At 29.8% G+C, this 18669-nt stretch carries 19 protein-coding genes and 3 pseudogenes; 15 read left to right on the top strand and 7 right to left on the bottom strand.

Features of this window, described 5'->3' with window-relative positions; all coding sequences use genetic code 11:
- The first annotated feature begins 38 nt into the window (after nt 1-38).
- Nucleotides 39-608: a replication protein gene (locus tag P7F85_RS12310; RefSeq protein WP_447158582.1), complete on the top strand. Its 570-nt coding sequence runs from the start codon at nt 39-41 to the stop codon at nt 606-608.
- On the opposite strand, the gene P7F85_RS12305 is transcribed toward P7F85_RS12310, so the two are convergent.
- On the bottom strand, nt 599-1588 hold the full coding sequence (locus tag P7F85_RS12305; protein WP_046464503.1) for a replication initiator protein A: 990 nt from the start codon (nt 1586-1588) through the stop codon (nt 599-601). The genes P7F85_RS12310 and P7F85_RS12305 overlap by 10 nt on opposite strands.
- 430 nt (nt 1589-2018) lie before the next feature.
- Between P7F85_RS12305 and P7F85_RS12300 the strand changes: the two genes are divergently transcribed.
- Nucleotides 2019-2735, top strand: a complete 717-nt coding sequence (locus P7F85_RS12300; RefSeq protein ID WP_046464502.1) for a DUF536 domain-containing protein — start codon at nt 2019-2021, stop codon at nt 2733-2735.
- A 625-nt stretch (nt 2736-3360) separates the two neighbouring features.
- Here the strand turns inward: P7F85_RS12300 and P7F85_RS12295 are convergent.
- Nucleotides 3361-3771 (bottom strand): annotated as a pseudogene (locus P7F85_RS12295) (ABC transporter permease); the annotation flags it as partial.
- A 57-nt stretch (nt 3772-3828) separates the two neighbouring features.
- Between P7F85_RS12295 and P7F85_RS12290 the strand changes: the two are divergent.
- The 4 genes and pseudogenes from P7F85_RS12290 (at nt 3829) to P7F85_RS12275 (ending at nt 6637) form a co-directional block, all read left to right on the top strand.
- On the top strand, nt 3829-4503 hold the full coding sequence (locus P7F85_RS12290; RefSeq protein ID WP_001105960.1) for an IS6 family transposase: 675 nt from the start codon (nt 3829-3831) through the stop codon (nt 4501-4503).
- Nucleotides 4504-4562: 59 nt separating this feature from the next.
- Nucleotides 4563-4829: pseudogene (locus tag P7F85_RS12285) on the top strand (replication initiation protein); the annotation flags it as partial.
- Between the two features lie 18 nt (nt 4830-4847).
- Nucleotides 4848-5333, top strand: coding sequence for a helix-turn-helix transcriptional regulator (locus tag P7F85_RS12280; protein WP_002487969.1), 486 nt, complete (start codon nt 4848-4850; stop codon nt 5331-5333).
- Between the two features lie 362 nt (nt 5334-5695).
- A complete protein-coding gene (locus P7F85_RS12275; protein ID WP_001831389.1) occupies nt 5696-6637 on the top strand; it encodes a cation diffusion facilitator family transporter in 942 nt (313 codons plus the stop codon).
- A 40-nt stretch (nt 6638-6677) separates the two neighbouring features.
- Here the strand turns inward: P7F85_RS12275 and P7F85_RS12270 are convergent, their stop codons facing one another.
- Entirely contained in the window at nt 6678-6953 is a 276-nt protein-coding gene (locus P7F85_RS12270; protein ID WP_001831374.1) for a glutaredoxin family protein, read from the bottom strand.
- Nucleotides 6954-7127: 174 nt separating this feature from the next.
- Between P7F85_RS12270 and P7F85_RS12265 the strand changes: the two genes are divergently transcribed.
- The 5 genes from P7F85_RS12265 (at nt 7128) to P7F85_RS12245 (ending at nt 11488) form a co-directional block, all read left to right on the top strand.
- Nucleotides 7128-7403 carry a metal-sensing transcriptional repressor gene (locus P7F85_RS12265; protein ID WP_001831396.1) on the top strand — a complete coding sequence of 92 codons (276 nt, stop codon included), beginning with the start codon at nt 7128-7130 and terminating at the stop codon, nt 7401-7403.
- 14 nt (nt 7404-7417) lie between these two features.
- Nucleotides 7418-9805 carry a heavy metal translocating P-type ATPase gene (locus P7F85_RS12260; RefSeq protein WP_001832797.1) on the top strand — a complete coding sequence of 796 codons (2388 nt, stop codon included), beginning with the start codon at nt 7418-7420 and terminating at the stop codon, nt 9803-9805.
- Nucleotides 9806-9838: 33 nt separating this feature from the next.
- Nucleotides 9839-10048: a copper chaperone CopZ gene (gene copZ, locus P7F85_RS12255; protein ID WP_001831373.1), complete on the top strand. Its 210-nt coding sequence runs from the start codon at nt 9839-9841 to the stop codon at nt 10046-10048.
- Nucleotides 10049-10111: 63 nt separating this feature from the next.
- On the top strand, nt 10112-10768 hold the full coding sequence (locus P7F85_RS12250; protein ID WP_001831384.1) for a hypothetical protein: 657 nt from the start codon (nt 10112-10114) through the stop codon (nt 10766-10768).
- A gap of 192 nt (nt 10769-10960) precedes the next feature.
- A complete protein-coding gene (locus P7F85_RS12245; RefSeq protein ID WP_001831394.1) occupies nt 10961-11488 on the top strand; it encodes a GNAT family N-acetyltransferase in 528 nt (175 codons plus the stop codon).
- Between the two features lie 267 nt (nt 11489-11755).
- Here P7F85_RS12245 and P7F85_RS12240 read toward each other — a convergent pair whose 3' ends face one another.
- The 3 genes from P7F85_RS12240 to P7F85_RS12230 all read right to left on the bottom strand — a co-directional run bounded on the left by P7F85_RS12240 (nt 11756) and on the right by P7F85_RS12230 (nt 14913).
- Nucleotides 11756-12307 (bottom strand): type III toxin-antitoxin system ToxN/AbiQ family toxin, encoded by a 552-nt coding sequence (locus P7F85_RS12240; RefSeq protein WP_002488419.1) that lies wholly within the window; start codon nt 12305-12307, stop codon nt 11756-11758.
- Nucleotides 12308-12856: 549 nt separating this feature from the next.
- Nucleotides 12857-13672 carry a hypothetical protein gene (locus tag P7F85_RS12235; protein WP_001832799.1) on the bottom strand — a complete coding sequence of 272 codons (816 nt, stop codon included), beginning with the start codon at nt 13670-13672 and terminating at the stop codon, nt 12857-12859.
- A 41-nt stretch (nt 13673-13713) separates the two neighbouring features.
- On the bottom strand, nt 13714-14913 hold the full coding sequence (locus tag P7F85_RS12230; RefSeq protein ID WP_001831368.1) for a hypothetical protein: 1200 nt from the start codon (nt 14911-14913) through the stop codon (nt 13714-13716).
- Nucleotides 14914-15061: 148 nt separating this feature from the next.
- On the opposite strand from P7F85_RS12230, the gene P7F85_RS12225 reads away from it, so the two are divergent.
- From P7F85_RS12225 to P7F85_RS12210, 4 genes and pseudogenes are all read left to right on the top strand, one after another.
- Entirely contained in the window at nt 15062-15382 is a 321-nt protein-coding gene (locus P7F85_RS12225) for a hypothetical protein (RefSeq protein ID WP_000701704.1), read from the top strand.
- Nucleotides 15382-16448, top strand: a pseudogene (locus P7F85_RS12220) (cell division protein FtsK). The gene P7F85_RS12225 and the pseudogene P7F85_RS12220 overlap by 1 nt, the downstream one beginning before the upstream one ends.
- Nucleotides 16448-17050, top strand: a complete 603-nt coding sequence (locus tag P7F85_RS12215; protein WP_001233000.1) for a hypothetical protein — start codon at nt 16448-16450, stop codon at nt 17048-17050. The pseudogene P7F85_RS12220 and the gene P7F85_RS12215 overlap by 1 nt, the downstream one beginning before the upstream one ends.
- A 123-nt stretch (nt 17051-17173) precedes the next feature.
- Nucleotides 17174-17743, top strand: a complete 570-nt coding sequence (locus P7F85_RS12210) for a replication protein (protein ID WP_000159079.1) — start codon at nt 17174-17176, stop codon at nt 17741-17743.
- Here P7F85_RS12210 and P7F85_RS12205 read toward each other — a convergent pair.
- Nucleotides 17734-18669, bottom strand: coding sequence for a replication initiator protein A (locus P7F85_RS12205; RefSeq protein WP_000032810.1), 936 nt, complete (start codon nt 18667-18669; stop codon nt 17734-17736). The two genes, P7F85_RS12210 and P7F85_RS12205, sit on opposite strands and share 10 nt — an antisense overlap.

The following is an 18669-nucleotide window of genomic DNA, read 5'->3' as shown; positions in this document are numbered from 1 at the left end:
GGCATCATTAATCAATAATCACAGAAAGGATGTCCATGATGACGAAAGATAAGCGTTCGAATAAGTGGGCTTTTTTAATATATGAAGAAAGCACGCCATCTAACTATCAAGATATTTTGGAACAGATGCATATTCCTTATATTTTAAGCCCGTGGCACAATCAAGATATAGATCAATCAACGGGATTAATCAAAAAATCACATAAACACGGTGCTTTATTCTTTGATTCTTTAAAAAGTTATTCTCAAGTCTCTGAATTACTTCAACAACACTTAAATACACCGAGCCATATTGAAATTATTATGTCTCCTAAGGGTATGTTTGATTATTTTATTCATGCCTCTAATCCAGATAAGACTCCTTATGATATCAACGATATTGAAAGTGGTTGCGGTTTTGACTTAAATCAATTTTTATTAGATCAAGGTCAGTCCGAAGTGTTTAATAATATTATTGATATAATTGAAGATCACAATTTTATAGAATTTCAAGATCTAGTGATGTATGCGCGACAACATCATCCATCTTATTTAAATTTGATTATCCAACGGACTTATTTTTTTGCTAAATATTTAGATTCAAGACGACATACATCCAATCACAAATAGTGTGATGTGTCGAATATATGGTTTTGTGGTGCGTTTTGACGGCGCATATTTAAGGAGTGCATTTCTTCGAGTTCTGTTTTAACTGAACGCATTAAATAACCTTGCATCATTTCGACACTTTCACTTTTTTGAATTAAAGTTGCTTTAAAACGTTTGAGCACATTAATCATTTCAAATTCAATGTCTTCTAACATGTATATTGTATTCTTTTCATTATTAAATGATGATTTAGCTTTAAGTATGACACTTTTAATAATTTGTATTTCATCAACTTCAAAGTTATTTAAATAGGTTTGAAGTTGATAGGGAATTTCTTGAAGTAAATGATATTTTAAGGCATTATTATCAAATTCATTGGATTGATGATTTGTATGATTCGAATGAGAAGTATTATAGTTAACTATATGTTCACTATCATGCATATCATGCATATCATTATTCTCAGTTTCTTTATAGTCGGTATCATTAATATTGGTATCATTTGCGTATGATTTTGATACGTCTTGATGTATGATTTTAATATTTCTGGACGTATGATTTTGATATTTCTGGACGTATGATTTTGATACGTCCTTATCATTACTGACTTCTAAAGGGGTTTCATCTTGCTTAATTAAATAGACATCATCTTTTGTTACTACAGGTTTTTTAATATATAATTTGTTAGGTTTATTAAGACCTACTCTTATTTGGCTAAATAACTCTGCGCTTTGTAGTTCTTTTTTTATTTTAGAAAGTTTATTAGGACTACTAATGTTGAGAATCTCTTTTAAAGTTTCATTAGTAAAAATAAAAAATATATCTCCATTTTCATCAATCCAATTATTTTTTATTGATAAATCTAATCGATCACGTAAAATAGCATATGCTATTTTTGCATCATTAGAAATTTTAGTGTATTTAGGATTTGTAAAAAAAACTTTTGGTAATTGATAAAATTTTTCTCTTTGGATTTCATTAATATTAAAATTATTAGACATAGCAAAAAACCTCTTTCCTTGGATTGGGATTGAGGCAATAAAACAAAATTCACATTTAGATTATAAGTTTTGTACTTGCACTTATGTATATAGATATATATAATACAAGTATCAAAAATATATAAACAAACGAGCGCAAATCGTTTTATTACCCAAGGTTAATGCTACGCCAATAGCATTAACCTTTTTTATTTAATAAGCTAATATTATCATTTTTATAAATGTATATAAAGCGTTTTTAATGACTGAATAATAACTTTTATTAAAAAACACAGTCAATACCATATATTAGCCACCTAAATAGGTGGCTAATATACATAAATGCAAATGTATTTTACCATTAGGTGCCTAATAACCACCTAAAAACGTGATTTCTAAAGTGTTAGGTGGTAAAATTTAGGTACTAAATTAGGTACCTAAGGTGATTTTATTGAAGACTATTAAAATGATTGCAGATGAATTAAATGTAACCAAACAAACTATTGTTAATAATGCCAAAAACTTGAATATAACCTTCGAAAAGAAAAATGGAGTTAATTATATTAATGAAGAAGATTATTTAAAAATTGTTAATAAGATTAATAGAAAAGAAAGAGTATTTATAAATAATGACGAAGAGAAAATTCAAGAACATAATAAAGAGGAAACTAAAGAAGCTTCTAAAACTAGTTCTGTAGAAGAAGAAAAGTTGAAAATGAAAATTAATGAATTAGAAAAACAGATAGAAAACTTTAAAACAAGATCAGAAAAAGATAATACTTATATAGAAACTCTTACCGAACAATTGAATCAACAAAACAGTAATGTTAATACTCTAAATAGACTTTTAGAAAATCAACAAATTTTAGCTTTAGAAAGTAATAAAAAAATACAAAGACTAGAGAGTGAACTTGAAGAGGAACGGCAACTCAATTATTCATCGAATAATGCTCATAAAAATGAAAAGTATTTTAATACAGAAACAGTTAAAGATGTTAAATCGAATAGTGAAGACCAATTTGTTTCTCCAGATTCAGATAATGTAAATTTTGAAAATAATACTGAAAAAGATAATATTGAAATACGTCAAAATAACAATGATAATAATCATATTTATCAAGAACAACAATCTAAAAAGGGGTTTTGGAGTCGTTTGTTTCGTAATTAATTTATAAAATAAATAGCACGTTACAAAGGGTTAAAATTTGTAACGTGCTGTTTGCTATATAAAACTTCTGATAATCATTGGTTATGTAAACAGAGTGAATGAGGCAATCATAGTCCATACAGAACCTTTATTTGGCTCTCATTTGTGTTTTAAGAGCTTATGTAAAAAAACATATAAAATACCCCTTAAAATGCAAAATAAGGATATTAGCTTATCACATATGAGTTTTGGTTTTAGTACGACACTTTTTTAGGTGTGTAAGTGCGCCTTTGGATATAAAAATAAAAGCCAACCCAGACAAAGTGGATTGACTTTTTCTTTCGTACGGTCTGTTTATTTTTCCTTCGACGCCGTATCGTCGATGTAAATAAAAAAAGTTATGGGCTAAAAATCTACATCACTTTTTCAAGAATGTAGTAGCGATATTCGACACAAATTAATTTTTATAACTGCTCGGAATATCTCAAGCCGTTTCTTTGAATTTAAAATTAAAAATCGACGCAGGTCGATGACGGATCTACACTAGCGTTTGGAACAAACGTATAAGTGCGCCCTTACGGGAGTTAAGTAGATTATAACACTGGTTAGTAGAGGAATGCAAAATTATAAAGTGTGTTGAGTTAGATTAGACATTTTTCTTTTTAAAGACAAATACTACGATGATTAAGAAAATAATAATATAAACAATATTACCAATAAATAATTCATGCAGTTCTAATTTTGTGAATTTTTTCATGTTTTTATCAACAATTTGAACCATAATATTCATCATACTAATAGGGTTCCATTTTAACCATTCCCATTTATCTACAACAATTGTTAATATCCCTGACAAAATTGAAGTGGCAAAATACAATACAATACCGACAGCAATAGAGACACCGGGACTTTTCATTGCACATGAAATTAATAAGGTGATACTTAAGACTAACCATGTTCCAACATATGTACCTAGTCCAGTTAATAACATTTTACTTAATAACGATAACGCATCACCCTTACTTTCAAGGAGATTGATATCGTTGAAGAAAATAGCCGGTTCTGTTGCAAAGTTGAATTTATAATATAATTTTAACAAAAAGGAGTCTTCTGTATGAACTATTTCAGATATAAACAATTTAACAAGGATGTTATCACTGTAGCCGTTGGCTACTATCTAAGATATGCATTGAGCTATCGTGATATATCTGAAATATTAAGAGAACGTGGTGTAAACGTTCATCATTCAACGATCTACCGTTGGGTTCAAGAATATGCCCCAATTTTATATCAAATTTGGAAGAAAAAGCATAAAAAAGCTTATTACAAATGGCGTATTGATGAGACGTATATCAAAATAAAAGGAAAATGGAGCTATTTATATCGTGCCATTGATACAGAGGGACATACATTAGATATTTGGTTGCGTAAGCAACGAGATAATCATTCAGCATATGCGTTTATCAAACGTCTCATTAAACAATTTGGTAAGCCTCAAAAGGTAGTTACAGATCAGGCACCTTCAACGAAGGCAGCAATGGCTAAAATAATTAAAGCTTTTAAACTTAAACCTGACTGTCATTGTACATCGAAATATCTGAATAACCTCATTGAGCAAGATCACCGTCATATTAAAGTAAGAAAGACAAGATATCAAAGTATCAATACGGCAAAGAATACTTTAAAAGGTATTGAATGTATTTACGCTCTATATAAAAAGAACCGTAGGTCTCTTCAGATCTACGGATTTTCCCCATGCCACGAAATTAGCATCATGCTAGCAAGTTAAACGAACACTGACATGATATATTAGTGATTAGCTATATTTTTTACTTTGCAACAGAACCCTTTTTATTTAAAAATCTCAATATTAATAAAATTAAAGCTAAAAAAGGACGAAAGATTGAATGGTTAGAATTTTCTTTTGAACCTGAGAAACGTATTCATTCGAAACGACAATCTAATATGATAAGTACAGGCAAACCAAAACAATATATAAGCCGTGAAATGACGCCACAATGGTTAAAAAATAACACTTATGAACCAACCACATCTAAGACATCTGCGTATACAGAAGAAGAACGTCAAGCGTTTTTACAAAAAATGAAAAAGTAAAGGAGACCCAGTTATTTGATGAAAACTGTAAAGGAAGTTTCTGAACTTTTAGATGTCTCTAAACAAACAATTCATTATCATTTAAAAAGTTTACCTTCAAATTTGAAGGTAAACAAAGTAGGTAACAAATCATTAATAGATGATAATACAATAGATTATCTAAAAACAATTTTAAATAAAAAAACGACAAAAGAATCGACAAAATTTGATGAAAAATCGACAAACAAAACAGAATCATTAAATAACCAATATAGCAGTTATATCGATAAATACATAGAGCATTTAGAATCAGAAATTCGACAAAAGAATCGACAAATTGACGATTTAACAATTGCATTAAAACAAGAACAATCTTTGAATTTAAATAGCCAAAATATATTAAGTAATACCAAAAAAATAGAAACTGATAATATAGATTCAAAAGAAGATATCATTACTCCAAAAGCATCAAAAAAAAATGAACAAAAACAATCTATCTTTTCTAAACTATTCAAAAAAAAATAATGTATTCACGCCTAAAGGCGTGAATACATTATTTTCTCTAAAAAGAAATTATCACTTGTTAATTATAATATAGTTAATATTTAGCAAGTGAAGTGTGGTTTATCATATGCAAAAATCCCACTACTGTCCAAAGCAAAGTAGGGTTTTTATTTAATATACAAAATACAAAGCATTTCTATATTGACAAAGGATAAAAATCATACTAACTTATGAATATATGAGCATATATTCATAAGTTAGTATGATTTTCTTCGAGTAACAAAACATTAATTGAAATTTTATATTTTTTAACTCTATAGTTATAAAAACAAAAATTCAAATTATAGAAAATATTTTTCATCATTAAAAAGAGGAGGGATTAAATGGAAAACGATCACAATCATAATCATACACATGGCGCGAACAAAAAGACTTTATTAATTAGTTTTATTATTATTACAAGTTACATGATTGTAGAAGGGTTAGGTGGTTTCTTTACTAACAGTCTTGCGTTAATTTCAGATGCTGGTCATATGTTAAGTGATTCTATTTCTTTAGGTATTGCTTTAATTGCATTTACTTTAGGAGCGAAGCAAGCTAATACAAATAAAACTTTTGGCTACAAAAGGTTTGAAATACTAGCAGCTGTACTTAATGGTATTACTTTGATGTTAATAGCTATCTATATTTTTTATGAAGCTATTGAGAGATTTAAAAACCCCCCTGAGGTAGCTTCTACAGGCATGTTAATTATCGCCTTGGTAGGCTTGTTTATTAATATTATTGTGGCTTGGATAATGCTGCGCGGGAGCGATGTAGAAGAAAACTTAAATATGCGTGGAGCATATTTGCATGTAATAAGCGACATGCTTGGATCTATAGGTGCAGTTATAGCAGCCCTTCTCATTATATTTTTTAGATGGGGGTGGGCGGATCCTTTAGCAAGTGTGATTGTAGCAATTTTAGTACTACGTAGCGGCTTTTATGTAACAAAATCAAGTCTTCATGTATTAATGGAGGGAGCACCAAGCAATATAAATACAAAAGACATTATTAAAACTATTAAAAAATTCAAAGAAGTTAAAAATATTCATGACTTTCATGTTTGGTCAGTAACTAGCGGATTAAACGCGTTATCTTGTCATATTGTTGTAGAAGATACAATGACCATTACTGAAAATGAGTTTTTACTTAAACGTATAGAACATGAACTCAATCATCAAAATATTCAACATGTCACAATACAGACTGAAACTTCTAACAATAATCATAGTGAAAAATTGTTTTGTATCGTGAAAGAAGAAGACAGTCAACATCATCATTAAATAAACAGCCATTATTTTTTAATAATGGCTGTTTATTTAATTATTCCAATATATTTAATATATCTTTTTTGTTATTTTCAAATCCCACGTAATATTTAAACAACTTTTTTTTACCCCAAAAAATTTTTTTATAAAAAACAAATAAGGGAACAATTCGGTTGCCTGATATTTTTTTCATTTCTTCTTCTAAGTCCAAATTTTGACTTACATCTTTATGACTATAACTAATCTCTTGAGAGTTTAAATACCTTTTTGATTCTTGGCAATCAGAGCATGTAGGTCTTGTGTAAAGCTCAAGTTGTATATTTTTATCCAAATATATCTCTCCTAATATAAGTTTTAGCATACATTTTATACAAGTGTACCTCTTAAAACAAACTATAAATATTAATTTTTTATATGAAACTTTTGTATTGACTTATACCTACTAGGGGTATAATATAGATTCCAACAAGAGATACCCCGTTAGGGTATATGAGGAGGGGTGAAATTGAACACTACTACTGTTAAAAACAATGACGCATTGCTCAATAGACTCAAAAGATTAGAAGGACAAATGCGCGGTTTACAATCAATGATAGCAGAAGATAGATATTGTATAGATGTACTAGTACAAATAACAGCAATACAATCAGCCCTAAAACAAGTGGGTTTTATAGTAACTGAAGACCATATATCTAATTGTGTAAGTGAAGGTATTAAAAATGGCAACGGAGAAGAAAGTATCAAAGAATTGATGGTTGTATTAAAACAATTTTCAAAATAGGAGGAAAGAAATAATTGAGTGAAAATATTAAAAAAACCTCATTAGGTATCACAGGCATGACATGTGCAGCTTGCTCGAATAAAGTAGAAAAAAATCTAAATAAATTAGATGAAGTTAACGCTAATGTAAATCCTTCTACAGAGAAAGCTACAATTGAATATAACCCCAATGTTACATCATTAGAAGATATTGCAAATACAATTCAAAAAACAGGTTATGGAGTTTTAACCGAAAAAGTGGATCTCGATGTAATGGGAATGACGTGTGCAGCTTGTTCGAATAAAATCGAAAAAGTTTTAAATCGAATCTCAGGTGTAAATAAGGCTACAGTTAATTTAACCACAGAAAGTGCTACTGTAGAATACAACCCTGATATGACGTCTGTAGATGAATTTCAACAACGTATTAAAAACCTAGGGTATGAGGCACAACCTAAAAAAGAAGCATCAGAAAAAAGTTCCCAAAAAGAAAAACAATTAAAACGACAGTTAATTAAATTAGTTGTTTCAGCTGTTTTAGCAGCTCCATTGTTAATGACAATGTTCGTTCATTTATTTGGTATTCAAATACCACATATATTTATGAACCCGTGGTTCCAATTTGTATTAGCAACGCCTGTTCAATTTGTTATTGGTTGGCAATTTTATGTAGGCGCTTATAAAAACCTTCGTAATGGGTCAGCAAATATGGATGTTCTTGTCGCTTTAGGTACAAGCGCAGCCTTCTTTTATAGTATTTATGAATCGATTAAGTGGTTAATTAATACAAATTATGAGCCACACCTATATTTTGAAACAAGTGCTGTATTAATTACTTTAATTCTTTTCGGAAAGTATTTAGAAGCACGTGCTAAAACACAAACAACAAATGCGTTAAGTAAATTGTTGAATTTACAAGCTAAAGAAGCACGTATATTACGCAACGGTGAAGAGACTATGGTTCCTTTAAGTGAGGTAAAAGAAGGAGACTATTTAGTTATCAAACCAGGAGAAAAAATACCAGTAGATGGCAAAATAATTAAAGGTATGACTTCAATTGACGAGTCAATGTTGACAGGTGAATCTATTCCTGTTGAAAAAATGCAAAATGATAATGTTATAGGATCAACAATGAATAAAAATGGAGCAATTACTGTTGAAGCAACAAAAGTTGGTAAAGATACAGCTCTTGCCTCCATTGTTAAAGTTGTCGAAGAAGCGCAAGGTTCTAAAGCGCCAATACAAAGACTAGCAGATATTATTTCTGGATATTTTGTACCTATCGTTGTAGGTATCGCGATTTTCACATTTATTATATGGATTTCATTAGTTCAGCCGGGACAATTTGAACCAGCCTTAGTTGCTGCAATAGCAGTATTAGTTATCGCTTGTCCTTGTGCGTTAGGCTTAGCTACGCCTACTTCTATAATGGTGGGTACCGGAAAAGCTGCTGAAAATGGCATTCTATTTAAAGGTGGAGAACACATTGAAGGTACACACGCTATTAATACAGTTGTTTTAGATAAAACTGGCACTATAACAAATGGCACACCTGAAGTCACTGATTTTAGTGGAGATGATCAAACATTACAATTGTTAGCTAGTGCAGAAAAAGGTTCTGAACACCCACTAGCTGAAGCTATCGTAAGTTATGCTAAAGAAAAATCATTAGAATTTTTAGAAGTAGACCATTTTGAAGCTATACCAGGGCGCGGTATAAATGCAACAATTGATGGTAAAGAACTTTTTGTCGGAAATCGAAAACTAATGAGTGAAAAAGGAATCCAAACTAATGAAGCTGAAACAAATCTCGCTCAATTTGAAAAAGAAGGAAAAACTGCAATGCTTATAAGCGTAGATAACGAATTGAGAGGGGTTGTCGCTGTAGCTGATACAGTTAAAGATACTGCCCAACAAGCTATTCAAAAACTTCATGAATTAGGTATTGAAGTTGCTATGTTAACTGGTGATAACAAACGTACCGCACAAGCAATAGCAAAACAAGTTGGTATAGACACGATTATTGCAGAGGTTTTACCAGAAGAAAAAGCTTCTAAAGTAGCAGAAATTCAATCTGAAGGTAAAAAAGTAGCTATGGTTGGAGATGGTGTCAATGATGCTCCAGCACTAGTTAAAGCAGATATTGGTATTGCCATTGGTACAGGTACAGAAGTTGCAATCGAAGCTGCTGATATAACTATTTTAGGAGGAGACCTTTTATTAATTCCAAAAGCAATAAAAGCAAGTAAATCTACAATTCGTAATATTCGCCAAAATCTATTTTGGGCGTTTGGTTACAATGTTGCAGGTATCCCTATAGCAGCAATTGGTCTGCTAGCACCTTGGGTTGCGGGAGCAGCAATGGCTTTAAGTTCTGTAAGTGTTGTCACAAACGCTTTACGTCTAAAACGTATGAAATTATAAGAATCTTATATTTCTTGAAAGGAGGTGACAACATTGACTAACGAAGTTATTAATGTAGAAGGTATGAGCTGTGACCATTGCAAGCATTCAATTGAAAAAGCATTAAATGGATTAGATGGTGTAACATCTTCAGAAGTAAGCTTGGCGAATGGGAATGTGGAAGTTGAATTTGATGAAAATCAAGTAGCTTTCAACGACTTTAAAGAAGCTATTGAAGATCAAGGTTACGATGTAATTAAATAATTTAAATAGTTGGGCATATCGTTTAATGATATGCCCTTATTAAAAATTAAGGAGGATAAAAATATGAATCATAATCATGAATATCATTCAAACAAACCCGAAATTAAAGCAAATGTTGTATATAGAGATGGTAATATAGAAATTACGTTAGAAGATGAATTTAATAATGCCCCATTATTAGATACTATGCATGAAAAAGAAATGCATTTCGTTTTAGTATCTAATGACATGGAGAAATATTACCACCTACACCCTCAAAAAAAGCATGAAGGTTTATTTATAATTAACCAACAATTAGAGCCAGGAACTTACCAGGCTTTTGTTGATGTTACACCAAAAAACCATGTGTATTCCGTTCATCCTATTGAACTGCAAATTGGAGATAAAATAACCTCTACAACATCTTTAAATTCTGATAAAAATTGGGTAAAAGTTAACAAAGGAGTTCATGTAACTTTAAATTCTATAAGTGCTAAAGAAGATGAACATGTCCCTTTAACTTTCAATACAGAATTAACTCCCCAACCTTATTTAGGAGCTTTAGGACATGTGATTATATTTGATGAGCAATTAACTGATTATATTCATGTTCACCCAGAATCACCTGATTCTACAACCTTTTATGCTCATTTTCCTAAAAAAGGGATGTATAAAATTTGGGCAGAATTTAAATTTAATGATGAAGTGCATAGATTTACTTATAATATTAAAGTTGCATAAATCTATTAGCAAAAGCTTAAAAATCAGTAAATTGTAAAGAGTTATTTAGATAATACAAAACGCTTTATAAAAAATCGAAAATTTAAGATAGAAAGTTGATGAATAAAGTATCAAAAAATTGTAGTGGTTGTTTATATTGCAACATTCACTGAATTTTTATAGTTAATAACCTATTATTTAAGGAGTAATTTATTGATTAAGTTTGAATATTTTGAGGAGAAAGATTTTGATTTATTAATAAACTGGATAAACTCTCCTGAACTTTTAGTCAAATGGGCAGGTACAGATTTTAATTATCCCCTAGATGAAGAACAATTAAAGGAATATATTAAAGACACAAATAAAGAAAATTCTAGTAAAATAATTTATAAAGTTATCATTGAAGAAAATAATTCAAAAAAAATTATAGGTCATATTGCTTTAAATAATATAGATTTTAAAAATTGTTCCGCCACGTTAAGTAAAGTTTTAGTAGGTGATCCGCAAATGCGTGGCCAAGGATTAGGCCCTAAAATAATAAAGAAATTATTGAAAAAGGCTTTTGAAGATTTGGGACTACACAGAATTGAATTAGGTGTTTTTGCCTTTAATAAATCAGCTATTAAAAGTTACAAAAAGATTGGATTTATAAAAGAAGGAGAAAAAAGAGACTTTAGAAAATTAAATGGAGAATATTATAATTTATGGCAAATGAGTATGTTAGAAAGCGAATGGTCTTGAATAATTTTAAACAAAAATAGTCCTCTTATTTTAATAAGAGGACTATTTTTGTTTATTTAGAGCGTACTCAAAAATGACATTTTGTATATAAAATTTATTTTGATTCATAAGTAATTCAGCTAATGACTTCTATTTTATTAATTTTAGCTATATATTAATATAGAAATAATAGTAAACATCTAATTAACTAAGATAGACAATTACAAAGACTTTACACTAAAATTCTTCTGAGTATGTTGAGGGGAATTATTGACAGAATTATCTTTTTTACTGTTTTAAATCTTTCACATATCTTTCCAATGCTAAATAATCTACACACATTGATTCAAAAAATGAAACTTTTTTTATCACAGCATTTTTATATACTTTTTGGGCTTTATTTACGATTCTTTGATTTTCTTGCCTAATAAAAATTAATTGGTTAGTTAATAAGTTATAATATTCTAAATCTTGCTCCTTTATGTATTGCATATCTATTTTAGAAAGATATTTATCAGGAACAGGTATCATATTTAAAAATAATAGATATCCTAATCTATTTTGAATATTATTAACCTCAAACAATTTTATTGATAGTTGATTATTTAGTTTTTTATTTTCTTTAGGGGAACTTAAAGGGACAAAATAATTAAGATCATTAATAGATAATACAACTCCTAAATAAGGACGAGTGGATTTATTTAATAATACTCTCTCATCTACATTTCTTAATTCATTAATATAATCTTCATCAACATAGTATAATTTCATAATTTCTCCTACAGTATAAAAATAAAGCGACCAAATATTTGGTCGCTTTTCAATGTCTACTTGTGGCAAGACCTCTCCATTTTTTCAATTCCAACTTTTAGCATGGACTCTCTATTTTTTCAATGTCTACTTGTGGCAAGACCTCTCCTATATACATTTTAAATTTTAGCACTGTATAAATCATATGTCAATTTTTTATCTTTATATTATATTTCTCAGAACCGTTCAAATTGGTTTTCTAAGAGAAAAATGATTAAAGATTTACTAACTGATTTTTCATTAGAAATAAAGCAGGTAGACGCTTGGTACAAAATACTTTCTACACCGATACAAATCCACAATTGATTGGAAAGAGTAAAATCCTTTGACAAGCTAATTACCGTATTGTTGATAGTATAAGAAAAGACTTATTAACCAAAAAAATCCTACAAAATCAATAATAATAGTCTTTTACATTTCTCCACCAACCAATGTTATAGTCCAATTAACGAAAATGATTAGCAAAGTAATGATCCCTCTCTGCGACTAGATTGATTCTTGATAGATAGGCGAACTATATATATCATGTTCTAATATACGACCTTTGATAAGTTATTTTCTCTTAATCTAAATTTGTTATCATTTTTTCTTTTTAAATAAATTTTTGGTAATAATAAATGCAACTACATATAACTCAACTGTTACCATTAATGGTAACGTGAAAAGACCCATATACATAAATATATCATTTGCGTGCATTATTCTATCCCAATCATCAACGACACTGATGAAGTTCCACACAAAATACCCTGTAGGGACCCCAAATATTATTAAACCTATAATCATTTTTAACAGTAATTGTTTATCTCTTAGACTCATCGTAGCTATTTTAATGTCTTCTAACGTTAACCAAGATTTTTTTTGAGATGTACTAATTTTTAAATCCTTTATTCCTGTTATATCTTTTTCTGTCTGATATCCTAAGGCATCTTTTAGAATTAATTTATCTCTACCATTAATACTCACTCTATCTATAATTTCTCTTTCAATAATACAATTATTTACATTTTCTGCAAAATAGTTTTTTCTACGTCGTTTTCCTACAAATGGAAATATAAAAATAGGGAATAATAACGAATAAAGAACAAGTAATATAGCTGGCAAACTAATTTTATCCCAATCTGTTATATATTTAATCACTTCTTCTTTAGGATATGCACTGAGTGAATAAAAAATCATTGCTAACAAGTACATTAATGCTACTAGTGTTATAAATATGTATAAAATTATATTGATTATCAGTGTTTTTACTCTTTCCATCTTTTGTCTTTTATATAAAATATTTTGACTTAGAATTTGAATAAGCGCATATATAATATATATTACTGCAAAAATCCCTACTTCGTTAAAATTCTTGTATAGGTCAATCAAGAAATCCATATTTTTGAAATACACGTTAACTCCTCCAATTAAAGTGTATAACAGGTTACTAAGACTTATAAATTTTTGCTTAAGTTATGCCATATTCTCATATAGCCCATAAGTTCTGTGTATTCAGACTTCAACATACCGTTAAGTAAATCATAAACATCATCAAATTCTTTATTTATAATTTCATAAACAACTTTTGTTTTATTTCTATACATCCACTCTGCCACGCGTTCTGTTTCACTAGTACCATCTTTTAAAGTAACGGGTTTAACTTCAATTTCATTTAATTGTTTAAGTATCTTATTTTTACTCCAATGTACATTATTTAAATACTTCTTCTTTTTCAAATCAACAAACTTTTGTAAATTATTATTTATCGGTTGTTCATTATTAATATCAGGAACCTCCCACATTTTCGTATAATAAGACAGATTTAAAACAATTTTCTTAGTATCAAAAATATTAAAAATATTTTTGATATCTAGTATATCTAAATATTCATTAGAAAAACGTATACAGTTTTCTAAAAAATTACTATATTCTTTTTTCAGAAGTTCATATTTTTCTTTATTATCTATATCGTGATCCCTATGTATATTTTGTGCTATTTCTCTAGAATCTTTAATAACAGATTTAAATAATGATAGTTTATTTGAAAAATAACGTACGTCGTCTAATGATTTTGCCAGTGTATCACTTAATTGATTTAGGTAATCTATCATTATACTTTTATTATGTATATTCTCATTCTGTCTAATATATTTTGCTATTCTATTTTGATTAGGTAGCAACTCTTCGATTGATATATTACCTCGTTTTATTTTTTCAGGTTTTGTTACATCATCTCTTAATATTTCATCGATCATATCTTCATTAACATACTTTACTTTTTTGAATGCAAACTTCCTTTTTTGTGGGTAATGATATTTATTCCAATTTTGGTTTGTTCCATTTTCTATATTATTTAAGATATCATTACTTTTATTTTTTACATAGTCTGTTGTGACACTTCGCTTTTTGCTATCTTCCTCATAAATTGAAAAATAATTCCCATTAATAATATACGCAGCTTCTTCCAGAGAATACCATCTTTCCTTTTTGCCATCTATCTCCAAGAATTTTTTATAATTACTTTTAAAAATTTCTTGTTCCATACTTAAATCAGACCCCTCTAAAATTTCTTCGATATTGTCATCAGTTAATTGATTATTCATCCAATAATTAAAATCTAAGTCATTGATTCCTTTGTTATTAATGATAATCACGCTATTACCTCCAAAAACCGAATAAATTTTTTCACCTATTATTTTATCACTTCATTTGCGAAAATTTAATCAATCACAGATATCTTTGATTAATTCTATTTATATTTCCTAAACGATGCGCATCAATAGGATAGAAAGGATGTTTCACATGAAAATTCAATCTAATTTCAAAAAAGGTGGCTATTCAACTGAAATAGCTTCCAATTATATTGATAATAAAAAACCCATTTATAGCTTAAGTACAGAACTTTATCCGCAACAGCGTTTTGAGAATAATCAGCCTACCGGAGAAATTATTGCGTATAAAGCCTGGTTTGTTCAAGAAGGCTTACCGCCCTTCACAGTTAAATTCGAAAATGAAGTGACATTACCTAATTATATGAGCGTCATTACTTTTGATCATTTAGAAGCTTGTGAAGTCCGTTATGATGTTTACTTCAAAGCTTCAGATCTGAAGGAGGTTAAATAATGACAGCCAAAGAGCTCGAACAATATCTCCTACAAAGCTTAAATATGGCACTAGGATCCATGATGCAAGGCGAAACCAGTTATACCAATAGTTTCACCTGCAAGGTCACGGAAGAAGGTTTTTACTTTCTTCCTCGCCTGCCTGCAGGCTATATTGTGGACGATGACTTATATCAAAAAATATTTCTCATTGCGAGTGCAGCTTTATATCCCAAATTCACATTGTTAAAACAGAATTCTGCGTATTTCGTACCTATGGATACCGACGATATTCATACGCAACGCGCTTTGTTTTTCCCATGGCAACAAGGGATATCAGAACGCTTAGTGATTTCTGATTTAGATCGTTTTACGTCGTCTCTAACGAATCAACAAATTCTGATCATGAAACAATTAACTTTAAACTATCAAAACATTACATCTATAGCGATCGCAGGTAATTCAGGCAGTGGTAAATCTTATATGCTGACGTACTTACTAAGTGTATTAAAACCGATATCAGAACTCATTATTGTTGACCCTAAGTTTGATACACCGAGCCGTTGGGCACGTATTCATGATATTACTGTGATTCACCCTCATCAAAATCGATCTAAGTCTGATTTTTTATCTGAAATTAATGAAAACTTAAGTCATTGCCTTCAAGTTATTCAACAACGACAAACCATTCTTTATGACGATCCAGACTATCAATTTGATCACCTAACCATTGTGATTGATGAAGTGCTCGCTTTAGCTGAAGGACCATTAAAGACGCGTTCTTTTCATTACTATCTCAAATTGCTTTATTAGGTCGTGCCACCAAAGTTCATTTATTACTGGTGTCTCAACGATTTGATCATCAAACCATCCCGGTTTCCGTTAGAGAACAACTCAATGTGCTGATTCAAATCGGTAATATTAATAAAAAAACCACACAATTTTTATTCCCCGATTTAGATCCAGAAGGTATTGTGATACCCATTGGTAAAGGGACAGGTCTAATCCAAGTGATTGATAGTGAATCTCCCTATCAAGTCTTACCCTTGTTATGTCCGACTTACTATACGAAAGCAGGTGTATTGTGATGAGGAAAACCTATTTCATGCGTGTGTATGATATTATCATTTACTTGTTCCTGTTCGCTATTTTGACAGTTATGGTTAGTAAACTCTTTGTCCTATTAAACTTTATTGTGTCTCAAATTGATATTATCGATACGCGAAACGTCACACACTATATCACAATCATTTCAAATGGTGTATATCAACTTACATTTTACTTATTAGTCTTAGCATTGATGTTAATAGTTATCGATTTAATGATTCGTTTATTGAAAGATCAACTCACGAATCATATCAAATCTGTTTATCACACAATGGTTTTACGACATTATCTTAAACAAGATGTTGACACAGACACGACTCAGGATTGGCAAAATAACGGCAAAAGTAAAACAAATTCTGTCCAGCAATACTTTAATAAAATGGTTGGAAAATCGCTCGTTGATGTTCGTCAAAATGAAGTCCGTGTGGCAATTAAAATTCCCCGGAAACAGCAAGCTCACGATATATTAAAAAAGATTGAACCTCAAATTCATGAAGAAATTACACATATGCACCCGAATTATTACTTTTCAAAACCTCAACGTCATCATCGTTATCTATGGTTTGCAGGCCACAAACGTTAAGATACACATGCGTTGTGGTACACGAAGTGATAAACACAACGCATGTGTATCTTAACAGTGCCATGGGGTTACTACGACCCCCCATGGCATCATTAATCAATAATCACAGAAAGGATGTCCATGATGACGAAAGATAAGCGTTCGAATAAGTGGGCTTTTTTAATATATGAAGAAAGCACGCCATCTAACTATCAAGATATTTTGGAACAGATGCATATTCCTTATATTTTAAGCCCGTGGCACAATCAAGATATAGATCAATCAACGGGATTAATCAAAAAATCACATAAACACGGTGCTTTATTCTTTGATTCTTTAAAAAGTTATTCTCAAGTCTCTGAACTACTTCAACAACACTTAAATACACCGAGGCATATTGAAATTATTATGTCTCCTAAGGGCATGTTTGATTATTTTATTCATGCCTCTAATTCAGATAAAACGCTTTATGATATCAATGATATTGAAAGTGGTTGTGGTTTTGACTTAAACCAATTTTTATTAGATCAAGGTCAGTCCGAAGTGTTTAATAACATTATTGATATGATTGAAAATCACAATTTTATAGAATTTCAAGATCTAGTGATGTATGCGCGACAACATCATCCATCTTATTTAAATTTGATTATCCAACGGACGTATTTTTTTGCGAAATATTTAGATTCAAGGCGACATACGTTCAATCATAAATAGTGTGATGTGTCGAATATATGGTTTTGTGGCGCGTTTTGACGTCGCATATTTAAGGAATGCATTTCTTCGAGTTCTGTTTTAATTGAACGCATTAAATAACCTTGCATGGCTTCGACACTTTCGCTTTTTTGAATTAATGTTGCTTTAAAACGTTTGAGCACATTAATCATCTCAAACTCAATATCTTCTAACATGTATACTGTATTCTTTTCATTATTAAATGATGATTTAGCTTTAAGTATGACACTTTTAATAATTTGTATTTCATCAACTTCAAAGTTATTTAAATAGGTTTGAAGTTGATCGGGAATTTCTTGAAGTAAATGATATTTTAAGGCATTATTATCAAATTCATTAGATTGATGATTTGGATGATTCGAATGAGAAGTATTAGGGTTGGCTATATGTTCACTATCATTCATATCATACGTATCATTATTCTCAGTTTCTTTATTCTCAGTATCATTAATATCAGTATCATTAGACTTACAAATTGTTAGTTCTTGAACTATATTTTCGTTAGTTCTTGAACTAATAATTTGTTTGTTCTGGAACTTACGATTTGTTAGTTCCTTGTCATAACTAGGTTCTAAAAGGTATATTTTGTTAGGTCTATTTAGTCCTTGTCTTTCATTTATAATTAAATTGAATTTTTCTAGCTCTTTTTTCAATTTGATAATTTTAGGTTCTCCGTATTGTAAAATGGAACATAATTGTTTATTTGTATATAGTAGATATATATTATTTTCTTCATCAATCCAGTTATTGATTTTGGATAATTCAAAACGATCTTTTAATAGAGCATACATAACCTTTGCGTCAGTTGTCATTTTAGAAAAATGACCATCTTCAAATAAAAATTTTGGGAGTTGGTAAAAACGAGATGTTTCAAATTCACTAGCAGAAATTTTTTTGAATTTTGACAT

This window comes from Staphylococcus sp. aM, assembly GCF_052975125.1.
This window is presented reverse-complemented; position numbering and strand designations above follow the sequence as displayed.